Source organism: Facilibium subflavum (assembly GCF_003574485.1).
In the GTDB taxonomy this organism is placed as follows: Bacteria; Pseudomonadota; Gammaproteobacteria; order Francisellales; family Francisellaceae; genus Facilibium; species Facilibium subflavum.
The window spans coordinates 1-23,921 of record NZ_QLIT01000138.1 but is presented as its reverse complement, the minus strand read 5'-3'; the positions used below and the strand labels follow the sequence as shown (position 1 = coordinate 23,921).

The following is a 23,921-nucleotide window of genomic DNA, read 5'->3' as shown; positions in this document are numbered from 1 at the left end:
GATGGTGTTATTCCACCGGGTGGATGTAAGTTAATTATTATGGGTGGTAATACAGTTCCACTGGGAACATATGAATTTGATTTTATGATTGATGGTAAAAAATTTAAATCGCTTTCTTTGGTGGTTAGGAATGCAGAATAAATTTATAAAGCGAATATGATAAATCAAACATATTGGTAAAATTTTTGACAATGCATTTAATCTGGCAGGTTTAATTAAGGCTATGGTACTGATAGCGCAAGGGACAATATGACGATTACAAGTAGGATTATAGCAAAGGGTATGAATTATGATTAAAAAAATCAGCGTTTTTTTTGCTTTACTATTAGGAACTCTGGGTATACCCCCTTTATTTGCCTATCAGTATGCAGATAAAGAAATTATACTACAGCTGGATCAGTCTTGTGCCAATGTCGAAAAAGTGTATGCTTCTGGAAAACTATACGTTGAATTTAAACCAAGCATTCATCTGCCTGAAGACAGATACCAATATCCCAGAGCACATTTAATTAAGGGGCAATATTATTTCGTGCATATTGATGTGGATCAATTAATCCAAGAAAAAGGAATGGATTTGCCTATTTTAAGCTTTAAGGGCCTTGGTGAGAATGAAATTGCCGGAAAGCTTGCTTTAATGTTAGGGGATAAACAAAAAGAAAATATTATCATCTTTGATGTCTATGACCAACCGCTTCGCTTGCAGCACAGAAGTGGCGCAGAGCAATTTCGTTTTGCCGGGCTTGATTGTAACGTTACCACCAATAATAAGTATTACCAGGTTTTTATTCATTGTTATTGTTAATGGATTAACCTTGCGTAGGTAGGTAGTATTTAGCGGATTTCCTGTTTTCATAGATTGCACAATAGAATTTCTATATACTGTACATAAATTGATACAGCATAAAGAGGTGTTTTTCTGTGCTGAAAAAACTGCCGATAGGTATTTCTGGTTTAGAGAAAATAATGACAGGCAACTACGTTTATGTAGATAAGACCCGCCATGTGCACCAGCTTGTCAATACTGGTGGGGGTTATTATTTTTTGTCACGTCCAAGACGTTTTGGTAAATCATTACTTATTGACACAATTAAACAGGCCTTTTTAGGCAATAAAGAACTCTTCAAAGGCCTTTATTTGGAAAAGAATTGGGATTGGACGGTAAGTTATCCAGTCCTGCATTTTACCTTTGGTGAGGGTAATGCAGCAACGCCAGAAGCGTTAGATGCTAAGTTAATGAAATTTTTAGACCATTATTACCAAACCTATCAAATTAAGAATCGTTACACAGAAATTAGCAGTCGGTTTGCTTATCTGATCGAGCAGCTTGCTGGCAAGTATAATCAGGTAGTTATTCTGGTTGATGAATATGACAAGCCTATTTTGGACACTATTGATGATAGCAATATTGCTAAGGCGATACGTGGGCGATTACGAAACTTCTACAGCGTGATAAAATCACAAGATGTTAATATTAAATTTGCAATGCTTACAGGTGTATCTCGGTTTAGCAAGATCAGTATTTTCAGTGAGCTTAATAATTTAAAAGATATCACATTAGACAAGCGTTATGCTGATATTTGTGGCTATAATCAATCAGAGCTTGAAATGTTTTTTAAAGAGCACTTGGCACAAGGCTAGGTCGATGGTGAATTGTTAAAAAAATGGTATAATGGCTATAATTTTGCAGGTAGTGAATCCCAGAGTGTCTACAATCCATTTGATATTTTGTTGTTTATCGATGGAGACTATCAGTATCAAAGTTATTGGTTTGAAACAGCAACCCCAACGTTTTTGGTAAAAATGATTGAAAGTAACCGTTATTTTATTCCAAGTTTGGAAAATTTGACAGTTGGCGAGGACGTGCTAAAGACATTTGATGTTGATAATATGCCTGTTGAAAGCTTATTATTTCAAACAGGATACTTAACAATTAAAAAAATCACTACAATAGGAACACAATATGCCTATGTATTAACTTATCCAAACCTTGAAGTTAAAGCTAGCTTAAATGGCGCCTTAGCCAGTATTGCTTCAAATCTAATGGTTAAGAACCAGCATTTGACCTTGATCGCTAAGGCTTTACAAAATAATGAATTCCAGCACTTACAGCGTATTTTTAACAGCCATTTTTCTTCGATTCCAAATGATTGGTATCGTAATAATAATATCGGTCAATATGAAGGGTTTTATGCCAGTATTATAGCTTTTTTGTCGCACTAGGCTATGACACAATTCCAGAGGATGTAACCAATCGTGGCAGGATTGACTTAACACTAATAATGCATGATAAAATCCTTATTATTGAGTTCAAACTGAAAAAATTTGGTGACGCAAAAAAGGCAATTATGCAAATAAAGGAAAAAGGTTATCCTGATAAATATGTCAGTTATCACAAGCCGATTTATTTGATTGGAATAAGTTTCGATACAATAGAAAGAAATGTAACCGAGCTTAAGGTTGAGCAATATGAAAATAGTAAAAATCGTTTTAGTCAGTAGTGTTTTTGTAAGCCAAGTGTTTGCTTCAACGGCCAGAACAGGTATATTTTTAAGTACAGATGCTGGATATATGAATTTTTCAGGGACAAGCAATTCAATACAATATAACAATGATTCGGTTTCAATTAGCCTATCTGGTGGCGCTGGAGCATCTTTTTTAATCGGCTATCAATATGCATTAAATCCTTATATTGCTATAGGCATTAAAACAGGGGCGATCTATGGTGCAGTGGCCGGTGAAACCGTGACATCAAGCCAGACACCCTCGATTACAATGAATGCAACGCAAGTTTGGTATTACCCTTTATTGGCATCTTTTAACCTTGTAACCCTGTCAGGGATTTTTCTTACAGCAGACGGTGGGTTGAGTTATAATCATGCCAATTTTACTGTGATTGATACAGCGAATATCGCCAATACAACGATCGCAGAAAATCATAATAGCACCAACCCATTAGCAAGTATGAGTTTGGGCTATCAATTTAATATGGGATTATCTTTGTATTTTAAATATACCCATGTCTTTAATAGCCTGAAAAAAGATACTTACCAGGATTTATTGACAGGGAATATGTATATGCTTGGTGTCAGTTACGTATTTGGGGATTAGCCTAGTTTCATTTTCTATTTTTTATGATAATATGCCAGCATTCTTTATAATTATTTTATGGAGCAATGCCGGTGCAATCAGACTCAGATGATACCTTAAAAAGAATACGTTGGGCCGCGCGTCGTGGGATGCTTGAGCTTGATTTAGTTTTATCGGCTTATGTTGAGAATTGCTATTTACAGGCATCCGACGTAGAAAAACAGCAATTTAATCGTCTTTTAACATGTGAAGATCAGGATTTATTTGGCTGGTTTATTCAGTCAAAACCCGTTGATAAAGTGCATAACGATATTGTTAAAAAAGTACTTCAAGCTAAAAAAGATGCTGCAGCGAAACAGGTGAAAAGCAAATGTAGCAGTACTGTTAATAAAGGAGGTGAGTGTGATTGATGAGCGTGTAGTTAAAAAGGAGATCAACCATTTAGAGGGAAATTGTCAGGTAATAAACCAACAACGGGCAGCAAAAATGATTTTAGACCGCCAGGATAAATTTGATCAATCAGATTTAATGAAGGAGATATCAAAGCATTGGCTTTGTGATGAATATACAATTGTTAAAGACTTGGCTAAACAAGCACAATTAACCCAGGCACAACGTGATGTCGTTGAAGATACAGCCAGTGAGCTGGTGGCTTTGGTACGACAAACACGCCTTAGTAAAAGCGGGTTGGATGCGTTTATGGCAAAATATGATCTCTCCAGCGAAGAAGGCATTGTTTTGATGTGTTTGGCCGAAGCTTTGTTGCGTGTGCCAGATAAGCTTACGGCGGATAAGTTAATCAAAGATAAATTGACAAGTGCTAATTGGCAGGAGCATATGGGTAATAGTGACCATTTGTTTGTTAATGCCGCGACCTGGTGTTTGATGTTAACCGGGAAAATACTTAAGCCTGCTCAGCATAAAAAGCGCTTTAGCAACGTATTAAAAAATTTTTTGGATAAGCGTTCACGTCCGGTAATACGCCGTACAGTTATGCATGCTATGAAAATTCTTGGTCAGCAATATGTTATGGGTGAAACGATTCAAAAAGCCCTTAAACGTGCCCAGGAAAAAGAGAAAATGGGTTTTACCTATTCATATGATATGTTAGGTGAAGCAGCAACGACAATGGGTGATGCGCGCTTTTATTATCAAGTTTATTATGATGCGATTACAGCAATTGGTCAGGCTGCAAATAAAGGAAATGTCCGTAAGAACCCTGGTATTTCAGTTAAGCTTTCAGCATTGCATCCACGTTATGAAGTGGCAAACGTTGATCGTATTCACAAGGAGATGTATCCAAAGCTTTTGCAGCTTGTTGAATTAGCGCAAAGTTATCAAATTGGTTTAAATATTGATGCAGAAGAATCTGAGCGTTTAGAAATTTCATTAGAGCTTGTCAGACGCTTGGCGCACGAGCCATCATTGGCTGGATTTGAAGGTATTGGTATTGTTGTTCAAGCCTACCAAAAGCGTGCAAGTTTTGTCTTGGATTATTTAATTGATTTGGCCGAGCACACAGGACATCGGTTTATGGTACGCCTGGTTAAAGGGGCGTATTGGGATTCAGAGATCAAGCATGCTCAGGTTGAAGGCTTAGAAGGATATCCTGTATTTACACATAAATGCTATACAGATGTCTCATATCAAGCCTGTGTGAAAAAGCTTTTTGCCAACACAACACATATTTACCCGCAATTTGCAACACATAATGCCTATACAACGGCAATGATTATTGAGCTTGCTGGTGAATATAGGGATTTTGAATTCCAATGCTTACACGGGATGGGGGATGCATTATATGATCATGTGGTCGGTGAGAAGCATTTTAATATTCCTTGTCGTATTTATGCACCAGTAGGTACTTATAAGCATTTATTACCCTATCTTGTGCGGCGTTTACTTGAAAATGGTGCAAACTCATCGTTTGTACATCGAATCGTTGATGCGCAAACACCGATCGAGGATTTGGTTGAAGATCCAGTTGAAAAAGCACAAAAACTTAACTTTAAACAACATCGTATGATTCCGTTGCCAGCAAATATTTACGGGGAAGATAGAATGAATTCAAAAAGTTACAATCTCAATGATACACGAACACTCGAGCAGCTTGCTTTGCAGATGAGTGAGCATGAAAAAGAAAGCTTTGAGGCCAGGCCTTTGGTTGAAGGCGTTGATTGTTCAAATTTATCAGCACTTGAAGTGAAAAACCCAGCCAATAATAATACCTTTGGTTATGTTTATCATGGGAATGAAACCATTGCAAAAAAAGCGATGGAAAATGCATATAACGCGTTTGAATCCTGGGATTTAACAGCTGCAAAAACACGTGCAGATGTGTTGAAGAAATGTGCTGATCTTTTAGAAGAACATATGCCAAGATTAATGGCAATTGCGGTTAAAGAAGCAGGTAAAACCTTTGCCAATGCAGTAGCTGAGATCAGAGAAGCGGTTGATTTTTGCCGTTATTATGCAATGGAAGCTGAAAAAGAATTCTCACAAGCAAAAATTTTACCAGGTCCAACAGGCGAGCTTAATAAAATCAGTTTACATGGTCGTGGTGTTATTGTTTGTATTAGTCCTTGGAACTTTCCACTGGCAATTTTTCTAGGCCAAGTCACAGCAGCGCTGGCCGCTGGTAACACGGTTGTTGCGAAACCTGCTGAGCAAACGCCGATTATTGCTTATGAAGCCGTTAAGCTTTTATATCAGGCAGGTGTACCAAAAAATGTCTTACAATTTGTGCCAGGAACAGGTGAGGAAATCGGTGCAAGTCTTGTGCAACACGATAAGGTTGCTGGTGTTGTTTTTACCGGATCTACCGAAGTTGCCAAGGGCATTCAAAAAACACTTGCCAATAAACCAGGTGCAATTATTCCATTAATTGCTGAAACTGGTGGGCAGAATGTGATGGTTGTTGATTCTTCTGCATTACCTGAGCAGGTCGTAAAAGATGTGCTTAATTCGGCTTTTAATAGTGCAGGCCAGCGTTGCTCTGCGCTTCGGGTGCTATATCTTCAAAAGGATATTGCAGATAATGTAATTGAAATGTTAAAAGGCGCTATGGCAGAGCTTAAGGTTTCTGACCCAAGCTTTATTGAATCTGATGTGGGACCGGTGATTGATAAAGAAGCCAAGGAAAACCTGCAAACACACATCAAAAAACTCAAAGGTGCTGGTAAGCTTGTTTATGAAGTTGCCTCAGATAAAAGCCTTGCCAAAGGCAATTTTGTTTATCCTGTTGTCTTTGAAATAGATAGTATTTCAGCACTTTCTCATGAGGTCTTTGGCCCTGTATTACATATTGTTCGCTTTGATGCAAAGGATTTGCATAAAGTGGTTGATGAGATTAATGCCACAGGCTATGGTTTAACCTTTGGCATACATAGCCGTATTCAAGAAACCGTTGATTTTTTCCAGAAGCGAATTCGTGTTGGTAATATTTATGTCAACCGTGATATTGTTGGTGCCGTAGTTGGTGTGCAACCATTTGGTGGTCAAGGGTTATCAGGCACAGGGCCCAAAGCCGGTGGGCCATTTTATCTGCACCGTTTAGCCACAGAGCGCTCGGTGAGTATTGATACTACAGCGGCAGGGGGCAATGCTTCGTTAATGAGCCTGGAAGAAGCACAGTAGGCTAAGCAGGCAAAACGGATTTTGCAATTTTCTCACGATCAAGTTTACCTGTTGCATTATGTGGTAAACTTTGGAAAATAAATAATTTTTCAGGGATTTTATAGTCTGAAAGTTTATCCTGGCAGAAATCTTTTAATGTTTTTAAGGTTAAAGGTTTTTTGTCATCTTTTAACACAATACAGGCGCAAACCTGTTGGCCAAGTGTTTTATCAGGAATTCCAATGATAGATACCTCTTTAATATCCGGGTGTTGGCTAATAATATTTTCAACTTCCTGTGGTGAGATGTTAGATCCAGCGCGAATAATTAATTGTTTTTTACGACCGACAAACCAGTAAAAACCATCTTTACCCTGATAGGATAAATCGCCTGTAAAAAGCCATTGGTTCTGTAAAGCCTTTTTGGTTGCTTTGGGTTTTTGCCAATAACCCAGCATGTTCGCATTCGTGCTAACCATAATTTCACCAACGGTATCTGCTTGTGTAATCAGATTGTTATTATGGTCAATAAGAGCTATTTTAACGCCCTTTGCAGGCTGACCAATTGCACCTGTTTTGGCTTTGTTATTGGATAAATTGATACAATAAGAGAAAGACTCTGTCATCCCGATAACTTCGGTGATCTTACAGTGTGTTAGCTGGTAAAAGTGCTGTTGTGAAGATGGTGATACTTTATCACCGCCAACCATGACACATTGAAGCGTTGATAGATCATGGTTATTTTGATCTATCGCATCAATAAGTGCATTAAGATTAGCCGGAACAAGTTGTAAATGGGTGATTTTGCATTGTGAGATTGCTTTGGCAAGTTTCTCAGCATCAAAGCGTTTAAATAAATACATATGCCCACCAAGCATCACTGTTGAGATAACTTGACCAACAAATCCGGCAATATGGCAAATTGGCAAAGTAATCGCATGTACCGCGGTATTATCTTGCGATATGGTTTCTGTTAATTGTTTTGCAGCGGCGAAAATGCTTTTATAAGAATGCATTACCCCTTTTGGTTTTGCTGTGGATCCTGATGTATATAAAATCATTGCCAGATCTGTTTCTTGTATTTTGGGCTTTAAAAAAGCAGGGGTGGTATCGTTCAGCAGATCACTAAAATAATGGAAATAATTTTTTTTTCGTTTTGATAAAGCAAAAACACGGCAATTTAGGATTTGCGTTTTGCTTACTTTTTCAACATGTGGTAATTTTTCTTTATCAACAATAAGCATATCAGCCTGACAGTCTTGTAACACATAACCAAGCTCTTCGGCCTTAAAGCGATAGTTAATTGGAATGATCACCACACCAAGATGAAAAGCAGCAAAATATAACCATATAAGCTCTGGCCTGTTATCCATAAAAAGCGCAAGATGCATACCTTTTCGTAAGCCTTGCTGATAAAGATTATTTGCCAGGGTCGTGCTTGTGTTGGCTAACTGTTTATAGCTGTAATGCTTATTACCAAAGCTTAACGCTTTTTTTTCTTGATCCTGCCATTGAGTTAAAAGCTTTGCTAACATGATTAAATACTGCCATTGTCATCTCATGGTATTACTATTAGTAAAGCAGATTTTTCATAAATGTGTTTTGCATTTACACCAGCTTTCTGCGTAATATGACAAACATGATTAATGCAGATTTTCTTCATTATGCGACAAGGACTGATCCAACTTATTAATACTTCATTGATGTGTATAGCTTTTGGTGTGACATTTGGAATGAGCCAGGAAGATCTTACGTTATATCAAAAAGCACAGACATTACTATCAAAAAAAGATTACCAGCCTTATTACCAAATCAAGGCAAAGCTTAAAGACACACCTTTATATAGTTATTTACAATATCTTGAAATTAAAAATAATCCTGATATGTTTGCACAGAAAACGATTCAGGATTACCTTTTAGATAATAAGGGTACTTACTGGGCACAGCTGCTGCCAAATGCGTTGGCAAGTTACTATGCTAAGCAACAAACATGGCCACTTTTTTTACAATACTACGATGGTGGCTTAGGGGTGACTGGGCAATGTTATCAGTTTCAAGCCAAGTATCAAATTGGTGATGAAAAGGCACAAAAAAGTGCTATAGAAGGCTTCACCAGGCTTTGGTCAACCAATGCTTATTTGCCTAAAGCATGTAATACCTTTGAAAAAATCTGGTCAGCAAAAGTGGATCTATCAAATCAAGTGCTGAAGGAAAAAGCGTACTTACTGGCACTTTATGGTAATTATTCACAAGCGCTTAAGTGGATCAAGAAAACAAAAGATAAAGGCGAAATAGATTTTTATACGCTGTGGCAGAAATCTGCACAAAATCCTAAGAAGTATATGGATGATTGGGTTGTTCAATCTTCACATTATCAAGGATTTGATCAAGCGATTATTAGCATTATGAATCAACTTTCTCGTCAGGATACTTATTATGCGGCTTCATTCTGGCAAAACTTTAAACAAAAAAGGTTCCTGTCGGAAAAAACATTAAACTTAATTGATGCAGAGATTGCGATTGATTTTGCCAGAGCTCATGATAAAAAGGCGACCCTATGGCTGGCAAAAGTCAAAGACCAGTATGCATCAAGCCTTTTATGGCAGTGGCGGTTACGTACAGCACTCTACTGGGGAGATTTTAAGACATATCTTGATTGGTATCAAAAGTTACCTGTATCCTTAAAAGCTAAAAATGACTGGCAATATTGGCAGGCTAAAAGTTATCATAGCTTAGGTGAAATGGGGAAGGCTAAACCTGTTTTTGAAAAATTAGCGCAAAAACGCAGTTACTATGGCTTTTTAGCAGCAGATATACTTAAAAAGCCTTATCAGTTAACACAGAAAGATTATCCTGTGTCCAAGGAATTAATAAAAGCAGTTTCCCAACAACTAACGATACAGCAGTCGTTTGATTTGTATCAGTTAGGTGAGTACAATTTATCGTATGATCTTTGGCGCTGGGCGTTAAGACAAAATAATCGTGAACAAACATTGGCTGCAGCAAAGTTAGCAGAAGATAAAAAAATGTATCAGTTATCTGTTTATGCATACACTAATGCTGGTGCCTGGCAGTATTTGCAGGGACGTTTTCCACTTGCGTTTGTACAAGATGTACAAGATGCTGCGAAAAAGTTTGATCTTACCCCATCACTTGTATGGTCGATGATGCGCCGTGAATCGATGTTTCGTATCCAAGCAGAGTCTTATGCTGGGGCTTGTGGTTTAATGCAATTGATTCCATCTACAGCTGCGTTTTTATCACAAAAATATCGATTAAATATTGCGCCAGATAACTATTTTAATATAAAAGAGAATATTTTACTGGGCACGGCAAATCTGAACTTTATGGATAAGTTATTTAAAGACAATAAAGTGCTGGGACTGGCAGCCTATAATGCAGGCCAAGGTAATGTTGCAGGATGGTTAACAGATACACCAATGGATGCAGATCGTTGGATTGAAACCATTCCTTTTGGCGAAACACGGGAATATATCAAAGCCATTTTAGCCTATATGGTTATTTATAATCATGTGATTTTAGGGCATAACGATTTTCGTATTCATAGCTTGATGCCAATGATTTCCAAAAAGGATAAAAGTTAGCTTACGCTTGCAGTTCGGCTTATGCTTTGCTTTTTTAGAAAAAGCGTCGAAGTGATACTATATTTGATAATCATAGCTTATGGTCAAAGGCGCATGATCAGAGAACCATTGCTCCTTATAGATACCATCGCTTACAACACAATCTTGTAAGCCAGGTGTGATGATCTGATAGTCAATGCGCCAACCAACATTTTTCGCGCGTGCCTGGCCTCGGTTTGACCACCAGGTGTATTGATGGGGTTCTTTATTGACTTGCCTAAATGCATCTACCCAGCCAAGCTCATCAAAAATATGATCTAACCAGGCTCGCTCTTCAGGTAATACTCCCGAGGTCTTCTGGTTTTGTTTCCAGTTTTTAATATCGATTTCCTTATGTACAATATTAATGTCACCACAGATGATAAAATCACGTGATTGTGCGATTTGCTCAGCCAGTATGTGTTTATACTTGTCTAAAAAGGCCATTTTATACTCTTGTCTGACATCACCACTGGAGCCTGATGGCAGATAGATTGAGGCGATGCTAAACTGATCATAATCAAACTGGATATAGCGGCCTTCTTCATCTGCCCAGTCAATCCCCAATGTGTGGATGATTTTATTTGGCTTTTTCCTGGCATAAATTGCCACACCACTATAGCCTTTTTTACTTGCATCGGTATAGGCATAGTGGTAGTCTTTCGGGAAGTAAATATCGTCATTTAATTGTGCCAGTTGTGCTTTGGTTTCCTGGATACATAAAAACTCTGCGTCTTGCTGATTAAACCAGTCAAAAAATCCTTTTCTTGTTGCAGCACGAATGCCATTTGCATTAAAAGAAATAACTTTCATTGGTTCTGTCATGAGATTGTATCTCTCCTTCTGAGGGTTAACTAAAATGAAAAAGCCCGCAAGTAGCGAGCTTTAAATAAGCTTATACGACCTATGCAATCAATAACAAGTTGTATAAGGCAACAAGAAATAAGCAGAGAACTATTTTTTAGCAGTGTCAGCTTTAATTTTCGCTTTTGTGTTGTCATTATCAGATTGTGCTGCTTTAGCGGAGATAAGCTTCACTTTAAAGCTTAGCACTTGATTTGGACCAATTTGTGGTGGCGCCATCTCACCGTAAGCCGCTTTAGGTGCGCAGTATAAGATGACTTCAGAACCAACTGGGATTTGGCTTAAGGAATCTGTCCAGCATGGGATGACCTGATTTAGTGGGAAAGTGGCTGGCTTTCCTGTTTTCTTAGAGCTATCAAATACCTTACCAAGAAGCTTGCCTTGTTTAATTTGATCTAGCGCATTTTTATCATCTTTAAAGGCTTTAGCAGGTGTTGTGCCCGTATAGTCAACGGTAACCATATCATCTTTGGCAGGTGCTTTGCCATCACCTTTTGTCAATACTTGGTAATAGACATCATCGTTGACTTTTTTAATGCCTGGAATCTTAGCAACTGCAGCCATAAATGTGTCCGAAGATTTTTCATTAACCGTACTTTCTTCTTTAAGTTTTACTTGTGCTTTTTGAATCATTTCTTGCTGAAAGGCTTGCATGATTTGTTTGGCATCTTCTTTTGAAATCTTAGAATCTTTGCCTGCCAATGCGGTTTTAATTCCTGATTGCAACTCTTTAACGTTTAATGCAATATTTTGGCTTTTGAAACCTTTACCCATTTCATAACCAATAATATAGCTGACTTTGTTTAGATCAACTTTAGTCGGTTGGCTGTCCTGTTTTGCCGCAGCAGGTTTTGTCATTTTAGCACTTGTATCAGTATTAGTACCTGCAGCATAAGCACTTATTGATCCGGCTAATAAGGTTGCCATAGCCAGCGTTGCGATTTTTTTCATATTATTCTCCTGTTATGAAGTTTTGTCTGTTACCCAAGTTATCCTAGAAAGACTCTGTTGGATTGTCAATCAGGTTATGGCTTAAGTTTTTAAAGTCAAACAAACCATTATCTAAAAGTTGTGAGGGTGCGACGTTTTTAAGCGCGCTGAAAATGCTTTCTTTTCGGCCAGGGAAGCTGCTTTCCATGTCTTTTAAAAATTGTTTTACTTTTTTTCGTTGCAGGTTTTCCTGAGTCCCACATAAGTTACATGGGATAATCGGGAAATTCATTTTTTCAGCATAGGCTTTTGTTTCACATTCATCGACGTAAGCCAAAGGACGTATCACGATATTCCGTTCATCATCACTTTTTAGTTTTGCAGGCATCGCTTTAAGCTGGCCATTGTGAAAAAGGTTTAAAAAGAAGGTTTCAATAATATCATCTTTGTGATGTCCTAATGCAATTTTTGTGACGCCATTTTCATGCGCAAAATCATATAAAATCCCGCGGCGCATTCTCGAGCAAAGCCCACAGGTTGTTTTGCCCTCAGGAATAACACGTTTTACCACACTGTAGGTATCACGCTCGATGATATGATAGGGAATCTGTTTAGATTGAAGATAATTTGGTAAGACATCTTGAGGAAAGCCAGGTTGTTTTTGATCAAGGTTAACCGCAATAATATCAAAGTCAATGGGGGCTTTTTTCTGCAAGATACAAAGGAGCTCCAAAAGGCAATAGGAATCCTTGCCACCGGATAAGCAAACCATGACTTTATCGCCATCTTCAATCATCTGATACTCTTCAATTGCGCTGCCTACTTTTTTTAATAGACGCTTTTCAAGCTTATTATGCGCTAAATGGTTTGGTGATGTTTGTGTTTGAGGGATATCAATTTTAATCATGATTTTTTATATGCCCAATGGTTTACTGAAAGTACTTGTGAGCTATTTTACAGCATTTGAGATGGGATCACTAATATCATTTATAAAATGGTTGTTCTTGTTGATGCGAAGGATTGAAAAATAAACAAATTCGGCAAAAAATGTTTATTTTATGGCAAATTTCGTTTAAAAATAGGTTTTGTTTTGATCAGTTTTATAAATAGTTAGGAACAAGATGGAAAGACAATATAGTGGATTATTTTTTTAAGGCATTGTCAAAAATGCATTGCGTAATGCAAAAATTGATATTGATGTGGTTGTTCCACATTGATTTAATAGGTCAGTAAATGTTCAATTAATGCTCCATTGCTTAAAATGTATTTTGTCATTTTTTGCTAAGTGATGTAGCAGCAGATAGCATAAGGAAAATAAATAATGAGAAAGAAAACATTGGCAAGTTTACTTGTAAGTGCAATATCAATGACAGGGGCAGCTTGGGCGGTACCAAGCTACCAGTTGGCATCAGGCTATGGAACCTTTAATGTGACTTTAGAGGGTGAAAAGCCAATTGAAAGTGCACAGTTTGATTATGGTAATAACACACTGGGGAGTGTCAACCTTCCTCAAGGTTATAGTGTTAGTGCAGGAAAGCCTTTAGGTAATGGACTTTATCAGTATAAGGTTACATTTAAAGCTACTTCATCCTGGGTGAAGCCAGCAACACGGCTTGTTTTAGGCCAAGTGCCTTATCTTGGTGGCAGTGAAACAAAAAATATGCCCTTTGATAAATTTTATGGCTTTCCAATGAATATTGAAATCAACAATGAAAAGGCAAAGTTAACAGATTATCCTTATGGTATCCAAAAGGTTGATATTCCAGACACACAAAAAGAAATCGGTGCTTATTATGCGGATTGGACCGTTTATGGTGGGCATAATGGGTATTCAATTGATCAGGCACCTTATAACAACATTAATACGCTTGTTTATGGTTTTGGTTCGATTAATCCAACTACAGGGCAGGCTCAGGTGCTTGACCCATATGCGGATGCGCAAAAATCAACGGGCGAAAATAAAGCAGTCGCTTTTCCTTATTTAACGATTCAAAGAATTGTCAATCCAAAATTAAATGCGATTTATTCGTTTGGTGGTTGGGGTACAGTTGATACCTACAATCAAGGCGGTGTCACATCAAACTGGAATTACTCATCAGGGGATTTCTCTGTATTGTTTCAATATTTTCCGGATAAAATTAAAACATTGGCAGACTCAATGACTTCAGCGATTGCTAAGCTTGGCTATAACGGTATTGATATTGATTATGAATGGCAGGCACCTGCTGAAACACAACAAAAATACTTAGGTGGTAATAAACCGCTTTGCTCACCACAGGAAAAAGGGGTAACCTGTACACCCGATCCCTTGACGCAACAACAAGCCAATGGCTACGTTGAGCTTATGTATTATTTGCGTCAGAATTTAGATAGTATGCAAAAAGACACAGGACAGACTTATTATCTAACTAATGCCTTGATGTCAGGCCCACAAACGCTGCAAGAGCTCGCGCAATATCAATATACAGGTAATGTTGCAGCAATCAAGGATAGTTATTCAGGACAAAATGCGCTTGAAATTATTTTAAATCTAGTTAATTTTACACATTTAATGACATATGATATGCATGGCCAATTTGATGCCCCCGAGTCTTATGCTAAGGCAAGCAAAAATAATGTTACAGATTTTCAATCGCAAGTATCATCAAAAAATAAATATAACCCAGTGCAAGATGACTTTTCAATCAACGGCACAATGGACTGGCTAAAACACAATGCATCAAAAGTAAAAGACTTAAATCAGAAAGTTTCTCTAGGTATTCCAGCATATTCGCGCATTGTTGGCGTAAGCCCAAAAAATGGATCGCCCGTGTCTGATTTACCAAGTAATTATATGGATAGCGGCTTATATCTTTATCTTGCTGACGCTGATCAGCAAGGCATTACAAAACAATCTTTTGGTGAGTTTATTGGGGATGTGTGGACACAGGATTATTTAGGGGGATCAACCGATCAAGCTGCAAGTAATTCAATCGTTCGCGGAATTCGTGGTTCAGGTACATTTGATTATAAGTGTATCGTGGATAGCAAATATTGTTATATGCAGGCACAATCAGCGATGGCACCGCAAGCGTTATTCAAAGCAAGTGATTATTACACACCAGGTAATAGCAGTGATGCACCTGGGTTCTATGCACAAACACCATGGGCATATTCAAAAGAAAATCACGTCTTTATGAGCTACGATGATGCACAGTCAACGGCAAAAAAAGTGCAAGAATTAGTAAATGACCAGGATATGGCAGGTGCTTTTGTCTGGGAGGTTGATGGTGACATACCAAAAACAGACAGCAACTACCAAAAAGACAGTATCATCTATTCAATTTATAAAAATATAGATAAACAACCCATACAACCGCATTTAGTGTGGCAAAGTAAACCAGCTTTTTCAAATATAACTGAAAACAGCGCTTCAGCCAGCTGGCAGGCAGCAATTAAAGATGAAAATACAGCGGTTAGTTACAGTTATGAATTAAAAGATGCACAAGGCAAAGTCGTTGCCTCTGGCAGTGGGTCCAATGCAAACTTCAAGGATCTTCAGCCAGATAGCCAATATAGCCTAACTGTGACAGCAAAAGCTGAGGGCTTTGAGAGTATTTCAGACACTGAAAGCTTTAAGACAAAAGCACAAGTTGTACAAAAGCTTGTGTGGGTAAATAAGCCAGTGGTAAGGAATATCACCGAAAATAATGCATCGGCAAGCTGGCAGGCAGCAATTAAAGATGAAAATACAGCGGTTAGTTACAGCTATGAATTAAAAGATGCACAAGGCCGAGTCGTTGCCTCTGGCAGTGGGTCAAGTGCAGGTTTTAATGACCTTCAGTCAGATAGCCAATATAGCTTAACCGTAACGGCTAAAGCAGAAGGCTTTGAGAGCATTTCAGATACGGAAAGCTTTAAGACAAAAGCACAAGTTAAGCAAGAACTTGTATGGGCAAATAAGCCAGTTGTTAGCAATATTACAACAGATAGTGCTTCAGCTAGCTGGCAGGCGGCCATCAAAGATGCCAATATAGCGATTACTTACAGCTATGAATTAAAAGATGCAACAGGCCAAGTCGTTCATTCAGGCAGTGGTACAAGTGTAAACTTTGCTGATTTGAAATCTGATAGCCAATACAGCTTGATGGTAACAGCTAAGGCAGAAGGGTTTGATAGTATTTCAGATACCAAAAGCTTTACAACTAAGTCATCAACTGGAAATACCTGGGATCCAAATAAGGTTTATTTACAAGGTGATAAGGTGACTTGGAATGGTATTGAATATACGGCTAAATGGTGGACTCAAGGCCAAGAGCCAGGCAAATCTGATGTGTGGGAAAAGCCAGTTGTGCCAGGTGGTCAGTGGAGTCCAGATGTTGTATACAATACTGGAGATAAGGTCACCTATCAAGGTCACACCTATCAGGCAAAATGGTGGACAAAGGGTGATAATCCCGAGGCTTCAGGCCAATATGGTCCTTGGCATCAACTGTAAGGTTGGTACAAGGGGAGCAAATCTAATGAAATTGATTAAACGTTAAAATAAGGATAGATGCACAATGAAAAAGAAATTATTAGCAACAACGGTACTTTGTTCAATCGTAAGCCTTGGTTTTGCCGGCAGCGCCTCACAGCCAATTGATATGAATGGCTGGTATCAGGGTGTGACGATGAAAGATGTTACTGCTGACAGTCTGGGTGTAAAAAAGGGAGATCAGGTGAGCATTACCACACCTGGTAATTCAAACGTAACTTCAAGCTGGGGCTCGATGAGCTTTGGTGATTGTTCAACTGAGTATGGCAACACGCAATCTACAACGACTTGTACAGTGACAGATGAGCATAATTATACAACAGATTTATCATTTGGTATTAACGCACACGGTGGTAGTGCTGTTAAGCAATCCTCAGAGGTTGTCGTCAGTAGTGCTTCACAGCCAAAATCACAAGCGACAATTGAAATAAGCCTACCGCAAAAGCCTGATAATATTTCACAAGACATCAAAGCGCATGTTGTTATTTATCAGGGCGATCATAAGGTTGATGATATCAGTGATCAACCTTGGGGAGTAACCTATAACCGTGTGGTCAATTTCTCTGGTGATAGTGCTGCATTTAGTATTCATGTAGATAATATTGATAAAGATACGGCAAAAGCCGACCCAGCAACCTTTAATTTATCAAATGGTGGAACGCAAGCAGTAAAAGTCAGCTATCAAATTCCTAAGCCATCTGAAAAAGGTAGCTTGGAGGTCAACTTGCAAACGAAATCTGCGACCACATTGCCTAAAAATCCAAGTTATCGTATCCTTGATGACCAGGGTGTTAGTGTGAAATCTGGTGAGCTTCAACGTGGGATTAATACCTTTGAAGGACTAGATGCATCAACGCTTGGCAAGCATTACACATTAAAAAGCGATAGTTTTGTCGTAGATAATACAAAATACAGCCCTGAGCAGGCAGCATATGATTTCACCATTAAACCAAACCAGACAAGTAAATTTAATATTATTTATGATAGCCAGTCGATTCCAATGCAAAGCCTTCATTTTAATGTTCAAGGCTTGCCAGAAAATGCAAGTTCGACCATAACACTTACCGGTAAGGGTCAATCACAAAGTATTAATGTCAGTGAAAATAAAACCTACGATCTTTCAATTCCACAAAATGGAGAGACTTGGACAATAACAGCAAGTCGTTACAACCAATATATGGCAACAGTAACGCCTAATTCTATTGTGGCAGATGGTAGTACAACGCCAACGGTCAATGTAAATTATGTTAAGTCGACCTCACGCTGGCCCGATCGTGCAATTGTCGGTTATGTGAAAGGCTATAAAGACCAGTGGAAGACACAGCCTGATACAACAACAGATATGATTAAATCAGCGATTTCTCATGGTTATAACGTATTTGTGTATGCTTTTGGTGGTCAAAGTCAAGATAACACACCGTATCTTAAATTCTCTGATGCAGTCACGAATCAATTATCTGCGCAGCTACAGGCTATTCACCAAGCAGACAAGCTTGCTATTTTATCCGTTGGCGGAGCGGTTAATACCTTTGATGCTGACTTATCTGGCGGTCAAGCAATAACTGCCGGAGAAAAAATGGGTAATTTTCTTGCAGATAAAGGCTTTGATGGGATTGATTTTGATGTTGAGCATCCAAATGCCAGTGCAACCGGTGAGAATCTTCTAAATTATATCGATGCAATGCGTACTGCTTTTAAAGCAAAAACAGGGAGTGATCTCGTGCTTACTGCAGCACCGCAAATTAGTGGCTGGTATGGTACAGGGCAATGGGCTTCAGGCAGTGCAAAATTTGCTGAGGCCATGTATACACAAGACTTTGTGAATAAGGCAAAATTTGATGCCTTTTTGGTGCAGACATATAATCAGTATGGTGGTGCAAACTTTGGTGGCTTAAAAGGTTATGATGTTGGCTTTTTAACGATGAGCTTTAAATTGTTAAGCCAGGAAACACGTGACCAGATGTCGGGTATTCCTGCAAATGCATTTGTTGTGCCAAAGGGGACTAAAATTGTGTTAGGTGTTCCTGATTTTAAAGATTCAAGTGTCACAAACGAACAATACATACAAGGTACTTGCCTTGCAACAGCAATGTGCTCAGGTGTAGGTTTGTACAATCCAGCTGATATTAACAAAGACATTGCAACAGGGAATCTGCAGCAATATACACAATACGGTGGATTAATGACATGGATCTTAAACTCAGACGCTTATCAAAACTGGCACTGGGTTGATGGTGTGAAAAATTCTGCCTAAGGGTATGTCATTATTGGCGAGCAAATGCGTATGATGATTTCATTTAGCTAGTTGCATGGTTGATATGTAAAGCACACTCAGCCATGGCTTCCTCAAGTATATTGAACGCTTGTTGTAATTGGTCTTCTTCAATCGTCAACGGCATCAATGTTCTTAAAATGTTTTTATCCTGGCCGCAGCTTAAAAGAATCAAACCTTTATCCAAAGCGTTTGTGGTAAGCTTCTTCAATAAGTTGGGGTTAGGCCGGCCATTTTGGTCAACAAAGCTTACACCAACCATCGCACCTAGTCCTCGAATTTCACCAATAAAATGATGCTTTTCTTTTTGCTTTTGGAAAAAGTCTTTCACTTTCTGACCAATGGTTTGGGCTTTTTGTGCCAGATTTTCTGTTTCAAAAATCTCAATGCTGGCAAGTGCTGCAGCACATGCTAAGGGGTTGCCTGAGTTGGTTCCCCCTAAGCTTGCCACAGGCATGCTATCGGTTAAGCTTTTTTTCATTGTAATGGCACTTAACGGCATGCCAGCGGCCAGTGATTTTCCAGTGATCATGATATCTGGTGTTACATGAAAGTGTTCCATTGCAAAAAGTTTGCCGGTACGACAAAAACCTGTTTGAATTTCATCGGCAATCATAATAATGCCATGTTGATTACATAGCTGTCTTATATACTGCATGGACTCAATATTTGCAGGAATAAACCCGCCTTCACCTAATTGTGGTTCAATAATAATGGCAGCAATATCCTCAATAGCGACCTGATTATTAATCAACGTTTGCCAGTTGTTTTTGAAATCGCTCAGGCTTTGGTGAATACTTGGGTAGCTTATGCGGTAAATATCATTAGCCAGGCTGCCAAATCCTTGCTTATAGGGTTTGACCTTGCTCGTTAAAGATAACCCCATATAAGTGCGTCCATGAAAAGCGCCATTAAAACAGATAATTGCGGATTTCTTTGTTGCAAACCGTGCAATCTTAATTGCATTTTCAACGGCCTCTGCACCGCTGTTACAAAGCATGGTTTGCTTTTCAAAATCACCCGGTGTTAAATGATTTAGTTTTTCAGCAAGTTTTATATAAGGCTCATGTACCATAATATGAAAGCATGGCTGAATATAGTTTTGTGCCTGCTGGCAAATTGCTTCAACGACTTTAGGGTGATTGTGACCAACATTCATTGCACCAATCCCACCGGCAAAATCAATATAATGTTTGCCATTCACATCGGTTAATATCGCACTTTTGGCTTTGGCAACAGCAACTTGTGTGTTATTGGCCAAGGCTTTTGGGATGTGTGTCAGGCGTTTATTCCATAAGTAGGTTGAATCCATAAAGCAATTTCCTGTTGGTAATGAATGACAATAATAGTTTATGCCTTTACGTTGGTGCTTTCAAAGATTTTATCGGCAGAAGCGGCAACAAATCCTTGATAAAGCTGCCCATTTTTATCCGGATAGCGTTTGGCAAACTCATAGTAACAACATGGAACCTGGTAGGTGCCTTCGGTGAATGTTACCTCAGTTGTGCCAGATTTGGTGCTGGATTGCTCTAAAAGATCTTTTGGTGTGCCTTTGATCTCACCGCCTGCGCTATTTAGTGTATAGCCCTTTTCTTTTAAAAACGCATTAACATCAGCGATCTCATCAAATTGATTTAAGGCGTTCACAAAAACGGTGAAGTGATTGGCACGAAAGCCAAATACATAAAACCAGGCTGCGTACTCAGACGCTTCTAGCAATCTTTGGTAAGTATGATAGCTTGGTGTTTGCCAGCAAGCACCGGCGGTTAAAAGTTTTGTTGGGTTTTTTAATAGCTCTTGGGGGATTTGATCTAAGGCCGTATTTATCGTATCTTGTGTGAATTGGTTGAATTGCTCCAATAACAACTGGCTGATAAATATTTTTGGCTTATTCACATCTTTATGCTGGTAATGCTTGGCATAGAGCTTTTTGGCTTCAAAGTGATACTCGCCATTCTCATAATAGCCTTTCTCAATAAAAGGTTGAGCCAAAATATCAATATTTATCCGTGGATCATTAATTGTACGTAAAGCAATATGATCATTAATTACCGTATTGTTATAGGCAAATAAATCATGTATTTCCTGTGCATGCGGATTGTACCTGACATATTGTTGCCATAAATCATCAAGAATCTTAAGTTGAGACATTTATTAATCCTCCAGGTTGAATTTAATACCCTGCGCTAAGGGCAGTGCTTTACTCCAGTTTGCCGTAACGGTTTGGCGACGCATATAAGCTTTCCAGGCATCAGAGCCTGCTTCACGACCGCCACCTGTGTGTTTTTCTCCTCCAAAAGCACCGCCAATTTCAGCACCTGATGTACCAATATTAACATTGGCAATACCACAGTCACTGCCTGCATAGGATAAAAATGCTTCAGAGACATCAATGCGCTGGGTGAAAACTGCAGAAGATAGACCATGGTCAACCTGGTTGTTGATGGCAATCGCATCTTGTGTTGTTTTATAAGGCATTACAAATAAAATAGGGCAGAAGTTTTCCTGATTAACAATATCCCAGTTAGGGTCAGCTTCAACAAGTGTTGGCTCTACATAGTTTCCGGGTTTGTCAATGACCTGGCCACCAAAGGCAATCTTTCCGCCTAGTGCTTTAATACGATCTATGGCATTTTGATAGTTATCAACAGCATGCTGATCAATTAAAGGTCCCATAAGATTACTGGTATCTAATGGATCACCAACGCGGATTTGCTTATAGGAGTTTTTTAATCGCGTAACTACTTCATCATAAATATTTTCATGGACGATTAAACGTCTTAAAGAAGTGCAGCGTTGGCCGGCAGTACCCACAGCACCAAAGACAACTGCAGGAATAGTAAGCTTTAAATCGGCGGTTTCATCAATGATAGCAGCGTTATTGCCACCTAGCTCTAAAAGTGATTTGCCAAAGCGTTTGGCAACCTGCATGCCTACCTGGCGGCCAACTTCTGTGGAGCCGGTGAAAGATACAAGATTAATGCGTTTATCATCAACTAACGCCTTTGAGACATCAATACTTTGTGAGACAACACAGTTTAAAACATTTGGAAAGCCATGCTCTTGAATAACTTTATCACAGATCTCTTGAACAGCAAGTGCGCAAAGTGGTGTTTTCGGTGAAGGTTTCCAGACAACGCTATTGCCACAAATTGTGGCAATAAAAGCATTCCAGGACCATACAGCAACAGGGAAGTTGTAAGCTGAGATAACACCAACAACCCCTAATGGGTGCCATTGTTCAAACATGCGATGATCTGGGCGTTCAGAATGCATTGATTTGCCATATAACATACGTGCTTGTCCGACAGCAAAATCTGCCATATCAATCATTTCCTGGACTTCACCATCACCTTCTTGCTTGGATTTTCCCATCTCAAGCGAAACAAGACTACCAAGCTTGTCTTTGTTTTTACGAAGCTCATCACCGATAAGGCGAACTAATTCGGCACGTTGTGGTGCTGGTACTTTCCGCCACTGTAAAAATGCTTTTTGAGATTGCTTTATAATATCATCAAGGTGTTGCACACCAAGGCTTGGTACTTTCGCTAATAACTCATTATTGGCTGGGTTATAAGTTTCAATAAATTCATCAGATTTAAATTTGGTGGCATATTGACTTAACTGCTCAGCATAACTATTCATGCTTATCATTGCACGCTCCTTTATCATTATAAAAATTCAACACTAATATCGTCGTTTTGTTCTATTGTATTTTGCTTTGGGTCGGTTAAGCCTTGCAAGAAATTATAGCGATAATAATGTCCAAAGCGATTATCCATCATCTGCTGTAAACTGATGTATTCTTGTTTGACAAAGCCTGGTTTGAATTTATTTTCTTTTAAGGCTAAATCAATGGTGACACATAACCCGCAAGCAGTTGTCAGTTGCAGTGCTGTCCAGTTGCGACCAAAGGCATAAAGTGAATGAAACTTTTTGGCAAAATGTTTTTCACTAAATTCACCATTGATGTAACCTTCGGTAGAAACATAGACTAAGACGACATCGTCATCTACATGCGGCAGCGCATTTTCAAAAATTTCACATAGTAATTCTTGCTTGTCTTTTAACTTTAAATCATTAATCAAAAAGCGCAGTTTTTCGCAGTGCCCTGGGTAGCGCACGCTTTTGTAATTAATATTGCGTACTTTGCCTTGATAGGTGTCTTTCAACGAGCCAATGCCACCTGAGGTATTGAAAGCTTCGTAGGTAAGCCCATCGATTTTAATCGTCTCAAGATCCTCTAGCGGTTTTAATGTTGCCACCTTATGATTTTCAATGGCCAGGCAGGGTTTAACGTATTCATTAATCAAACCAGCAGTTGACCATGTCAGGGCGTATTGTAGTGGATTACTGATATTAACAGGTAGTGCGCCAACGCGCATTTTAGCTGTTTCTACCTGGTCAAACTGTTGTATTAAATCGTTGGTAACTACGCTGATAAACCCTGGTGCAAGGCCGCATTGTGGGGCAAAAATTTTATTGCTGTCTTTTGCAATACGTTCAACATAACGCGTTGTTTCGACATCTTCGGTTAAATCAAAATAATGAATGTCACAGGATTTTGCAATATCTGCAACTTTTTTGGTTAAAAAGTAAGGCAGGGCACACACTACAGCATCGATTGCATTGATTTTGATATAATCTGTAACTTGTTGGGTTTTTGTCACATCAAGCGCTGTCATGATGACATTTTTTTGATAGTCAACTAAATCAAGTTTCTTCTTAGGCTGCTCCAAATCAGCTAAGTGTACTTGATAATCGCCACTTGATGCTAATAAAGCACTTGTAAGTAAACCAACGCGTCCGGCGCCAAAAATTAAAATATTATGCATTATAAACTCCTTCTTATTGTTGATTCTTAACACTGCTTATAAAAATAATGCAGTAGACAGGCCTCCCAAGGCCTCTTTGTTGCTAATATAAGACAAACTTTTATAGCTAAATTGCATTTTAGGAGTTTTTTTACTGAAAGTAAACAGCCTAATAATCAAGAACTCTGTACACGATGATTT

The 23,921-nt window shown here is 38.7% G+C and carries 18 protein-coding genes; 10 read left to right on the top strand and 8 right to left on the bottom strand.

Features of this window, described 5'->3' with window-relative positions:
- Window positions 1-289: 289 nt before the first annotated feature.
- From DNK84_RS08750 to putA, 7 genes are all read left to right on the top strand, one after another.
- Window positions 290-802: a hypothetical protein gene (locus DNK84_RS08750; protein WP_119344150.1), complete on the top strand. Its 513-nt coding sequence runs from the start codon at window positions 290-292 to the stop codon at window positions 800-802.
- A gap of 116 nt (window positions 803-918) precedes the next feature.
- Window positions 919-1,638: an ATP-binding protein gene (locus tag DNK84_RS15220; RefSeq protein WP_456236416.1), complete on the top strand. Its 720-nt coding sequence runs from the start codon at window positions 919-921 to the stop codon at window positions 1,636-1,638.
- Window positions 1,639-1,650: 12 nt separating this feature from the next.
- Window positions 1,651-2,220 carry a hypothetical protein gene (locus DNK84_RS15215; RefSeq protein WP_456236415.1) on the top strand — a complete coding sequence of 190 codons (570 nt, stop codon included), beginning with the start codon at window positions 1,651-1,653 and terminating at the stop codon, window positions 2,218-2,220.
- An 11-nt stretch (window positions 2,221-2,231) separates the two neighbouring features.
- Window positions 2,232-2,498 (top strand): PD-(D/E)XK nuclease domain-containing protein, encoded by a 267-nt coding sequence (locus DNK84_RS14815; protein WP_235826871.1) that lies wholly within the window; start codon window positions 2,232-2,234, stop codon window positions 2,496-2,498.
- Window positions 2,467-3,108, top strand: a complete 642-nt coding sequence (locus DNK84_RS08740) for a hypothetical protein (protein WP_119344149.1) — start codon at window positions 2,467-2,469, stop codon at window positions 3,106-3,108. Before DNK84_RS14815 ends, DNK84_RS08740 begins: the two co-directional genes overlap by 32 nt.
- 71 nt (window positions 3,109-3,179) lie before the next feature.
- The gene (locus DNK84_RS08735) at window positions 3,180-3,497 is read left to right on the top strand and encodes an FAD assembly factor SdhE (protein WP_235826870.1); all 318 of its coding nucleotides are present in this window, start codon (window positions 3,180-3,182) and stop codon (window positions 3,495-3,497) included.
- Window positions 3,498-3,573: 76 nt separating this feature from the next.
- The gene (gene putA / locus DNK84_RS08730) at window positions 3,574-6,723 is read left to right on the top strand and encodes a bifunctional proline dehydrogenase/L-glutamate gamma-semialdehyde dehydrogenase PutA (RefSeq protein ID WP_119344152.1); all 3,150 of its coding nucleotides are present in this window, start codon (window positions 3,574-3,576) and stop codon (window positions 6,721-6,723) included.
- Between the two features lies 1 nt (window position 6,724).
- On the opposite strand, the gene DNK84_RS08725 is transcribed toward putA, so the two are convergent.
- Window positions 6,725-8,236, bottom strand: coding sequence for a class I adenylate-forming enzyme family protein (locus DNK84_RS08725; protein ID WP_119344147.1), 1,512 nt, complete (start codon window positions 8,234-8,236; stop codon window positions 6,725-6,727).
- Between the two features lie 198 nt (window positions 8,237-8,434).
- Here DNK84_RS08725 and DNK84_RS08720 point away from each other — a divergent pair, with 198 nt between their 5' ends.
- Window positions 8,435-10,306, top strand: coding sequence for a transglycosylase SLT domain-containing protein (locus tag DNK84_RS08720; protein ID WP_208123289.1), 1,872 nt, complete (start codon window positions 8,435-8,437; stop codon window positions 10,304-10,306).
- A gap of 57 nt (window positions 10,307-10,363) precedes the next feature.
- Here DNK84_RS08720 and DNK84_RS08715 read toward each other — a convergent pair whose 3' ends face one another.
- From DNK84_RS08715 to ttcA, 3 genes are all read right to left on the bottom strand, one after another.
- The gene (locus tag DNK84_RS08715) at window positions 10,364-11,137 is read right to left on the bottom strand and encodes an exodeoxyribonuclease III (RefSeq protein WP_119344151.1); all 774 of its coding nucleotides are present in this window, start codon (window positions 11,135-11,137) and stop codon (window positions 10,364-10,366) included.
- Window positions 11,138-11,278: 141 nt separating this feature from the next.
- A complete protein-coding gene (locus DNK84_RS08710; RefSeq protein ID WP_119344145.1) occupies window positions 11,279-12,139 on the bottom strand; it encodes an FKBP-type peptidyl-prolyl cis-trans isomerase in 861 nt (286 codons plus the stop codon).
- Between the two features lie 43 nt (window positions 12,140-12,182).
- The gene (gene ttcA / locus DNK84_RS08705) at window positions 12,183-13,025 is read right to left on the bottom strand and encodes a tRNA 2-thiocytidine(32) synthetase TtcA (protein ID WP_119344144.1); all 843 of its coding nucleotides are present in this window, start codon (window positions 13,023-13,025) and stop codon (window positions 12,183-12,185) included.
- Window positions 13,026-13,439: 414 nt separating this feature from the next.
- Between ttcA and DNK84_RS08700 the strand changes: the two genes are divergently transcribed.
- Both DNK84_RS08700 and DNK84_RS08695 read left to right on the top strand, forming a co-directional pair.
- Window positions 13,440-16,595 carry a glycosyl hydrolase family 18 protein gene (locus tag DNK84_RS08700; protein WP_119344143.1) on the top strand — a complete coding sequence of 1,052 codons (3,156 nt, stop codon included), beginning with the start codon at window positions 13,440-13,442 and terminating at the stop codon, window positions 16,593-16,595.
- 64 nt (window positions 16,596-16,659) lie between these two features.
- Window positions 16,660-18,888 carry a glycosyl hydrolase family 18 protein gene (locus tag DNK84_RS08695; RefSeq protein WP_119344142.1) on the top strand — a complete coding sequence of 743 codons (2,229 nt, stop codon included), beginning with the start codon at window positions 16,660-16,662 and terminating at the stop codon, window positions 18,886-18,888.
- A gap of 43 nt (window positions 18,889-18,931) precedes the next feature.
- Here DNK84_RS08695 and DNK84_RS08690 read toward each other — a convergent pair whose 3' ends face one another.
- Genes DNK84_RS08690 through DNK84_RS08675 form a run of 4 tightly spaced genes read right to left on the bottom strand, consistent with a single transcriptional unit; the run spans window position 18,932 to window position 23,741 of the window.
- Window positions 18,932-20,218 carry an aspartate aminotransferase family protein gene (locus DNK84_RS08690; RefSeq protein WP_119344141.1) on the bottom strand — a complete coding sequence of 429 codons (1,287 nt, stop codon included), beginning with the start codon at window positions 20,216-20,218 and terminating at the stop codon, window positions 18,932-18,934.
- A gap of 38 nt (window positions 20,219-20,256) precedes the next feature.
- On the bottom strand, window positions 20,257-21,057 hold the full coding sequence (locus DNK84_RS08685; protein ID WP_119344140.1) for a DUF1338 domain-containing protein: 801 nt from the start codon (window positions 21,055-21,057) through the stop codon (window positions 20,257-20,259).
- 3 nt (window positions 21,058-21,060) lie between these two features.
- On the bottom strand, window positions 21,061-22,551 hold the full coding sequence (amaB, locus tag DNK84_RS08680; protein WP_162902333.1) for an L-piperidine-6-carboxylate dehydrogenase: 1,491 nt from the start codon (window positions 22,549-22,551) through the stop codon (window positions 21,061-21,063).
- Window positions 22,552-22,577: 26 nt separating this feature from the next.
- Complete coding sequence (locus DNK84_RS08675) at window positions 22,578-23,741, bottom strand: saccharopine dehydrogenase family protein (protein WP_119344138.1); 1,164 nt, start codon at window positions 23,739-23,741, stop codon at window positions 22,578-22,580.
- Window positions 23,742-23,921 lie beyond the last annotated feature (180 nt).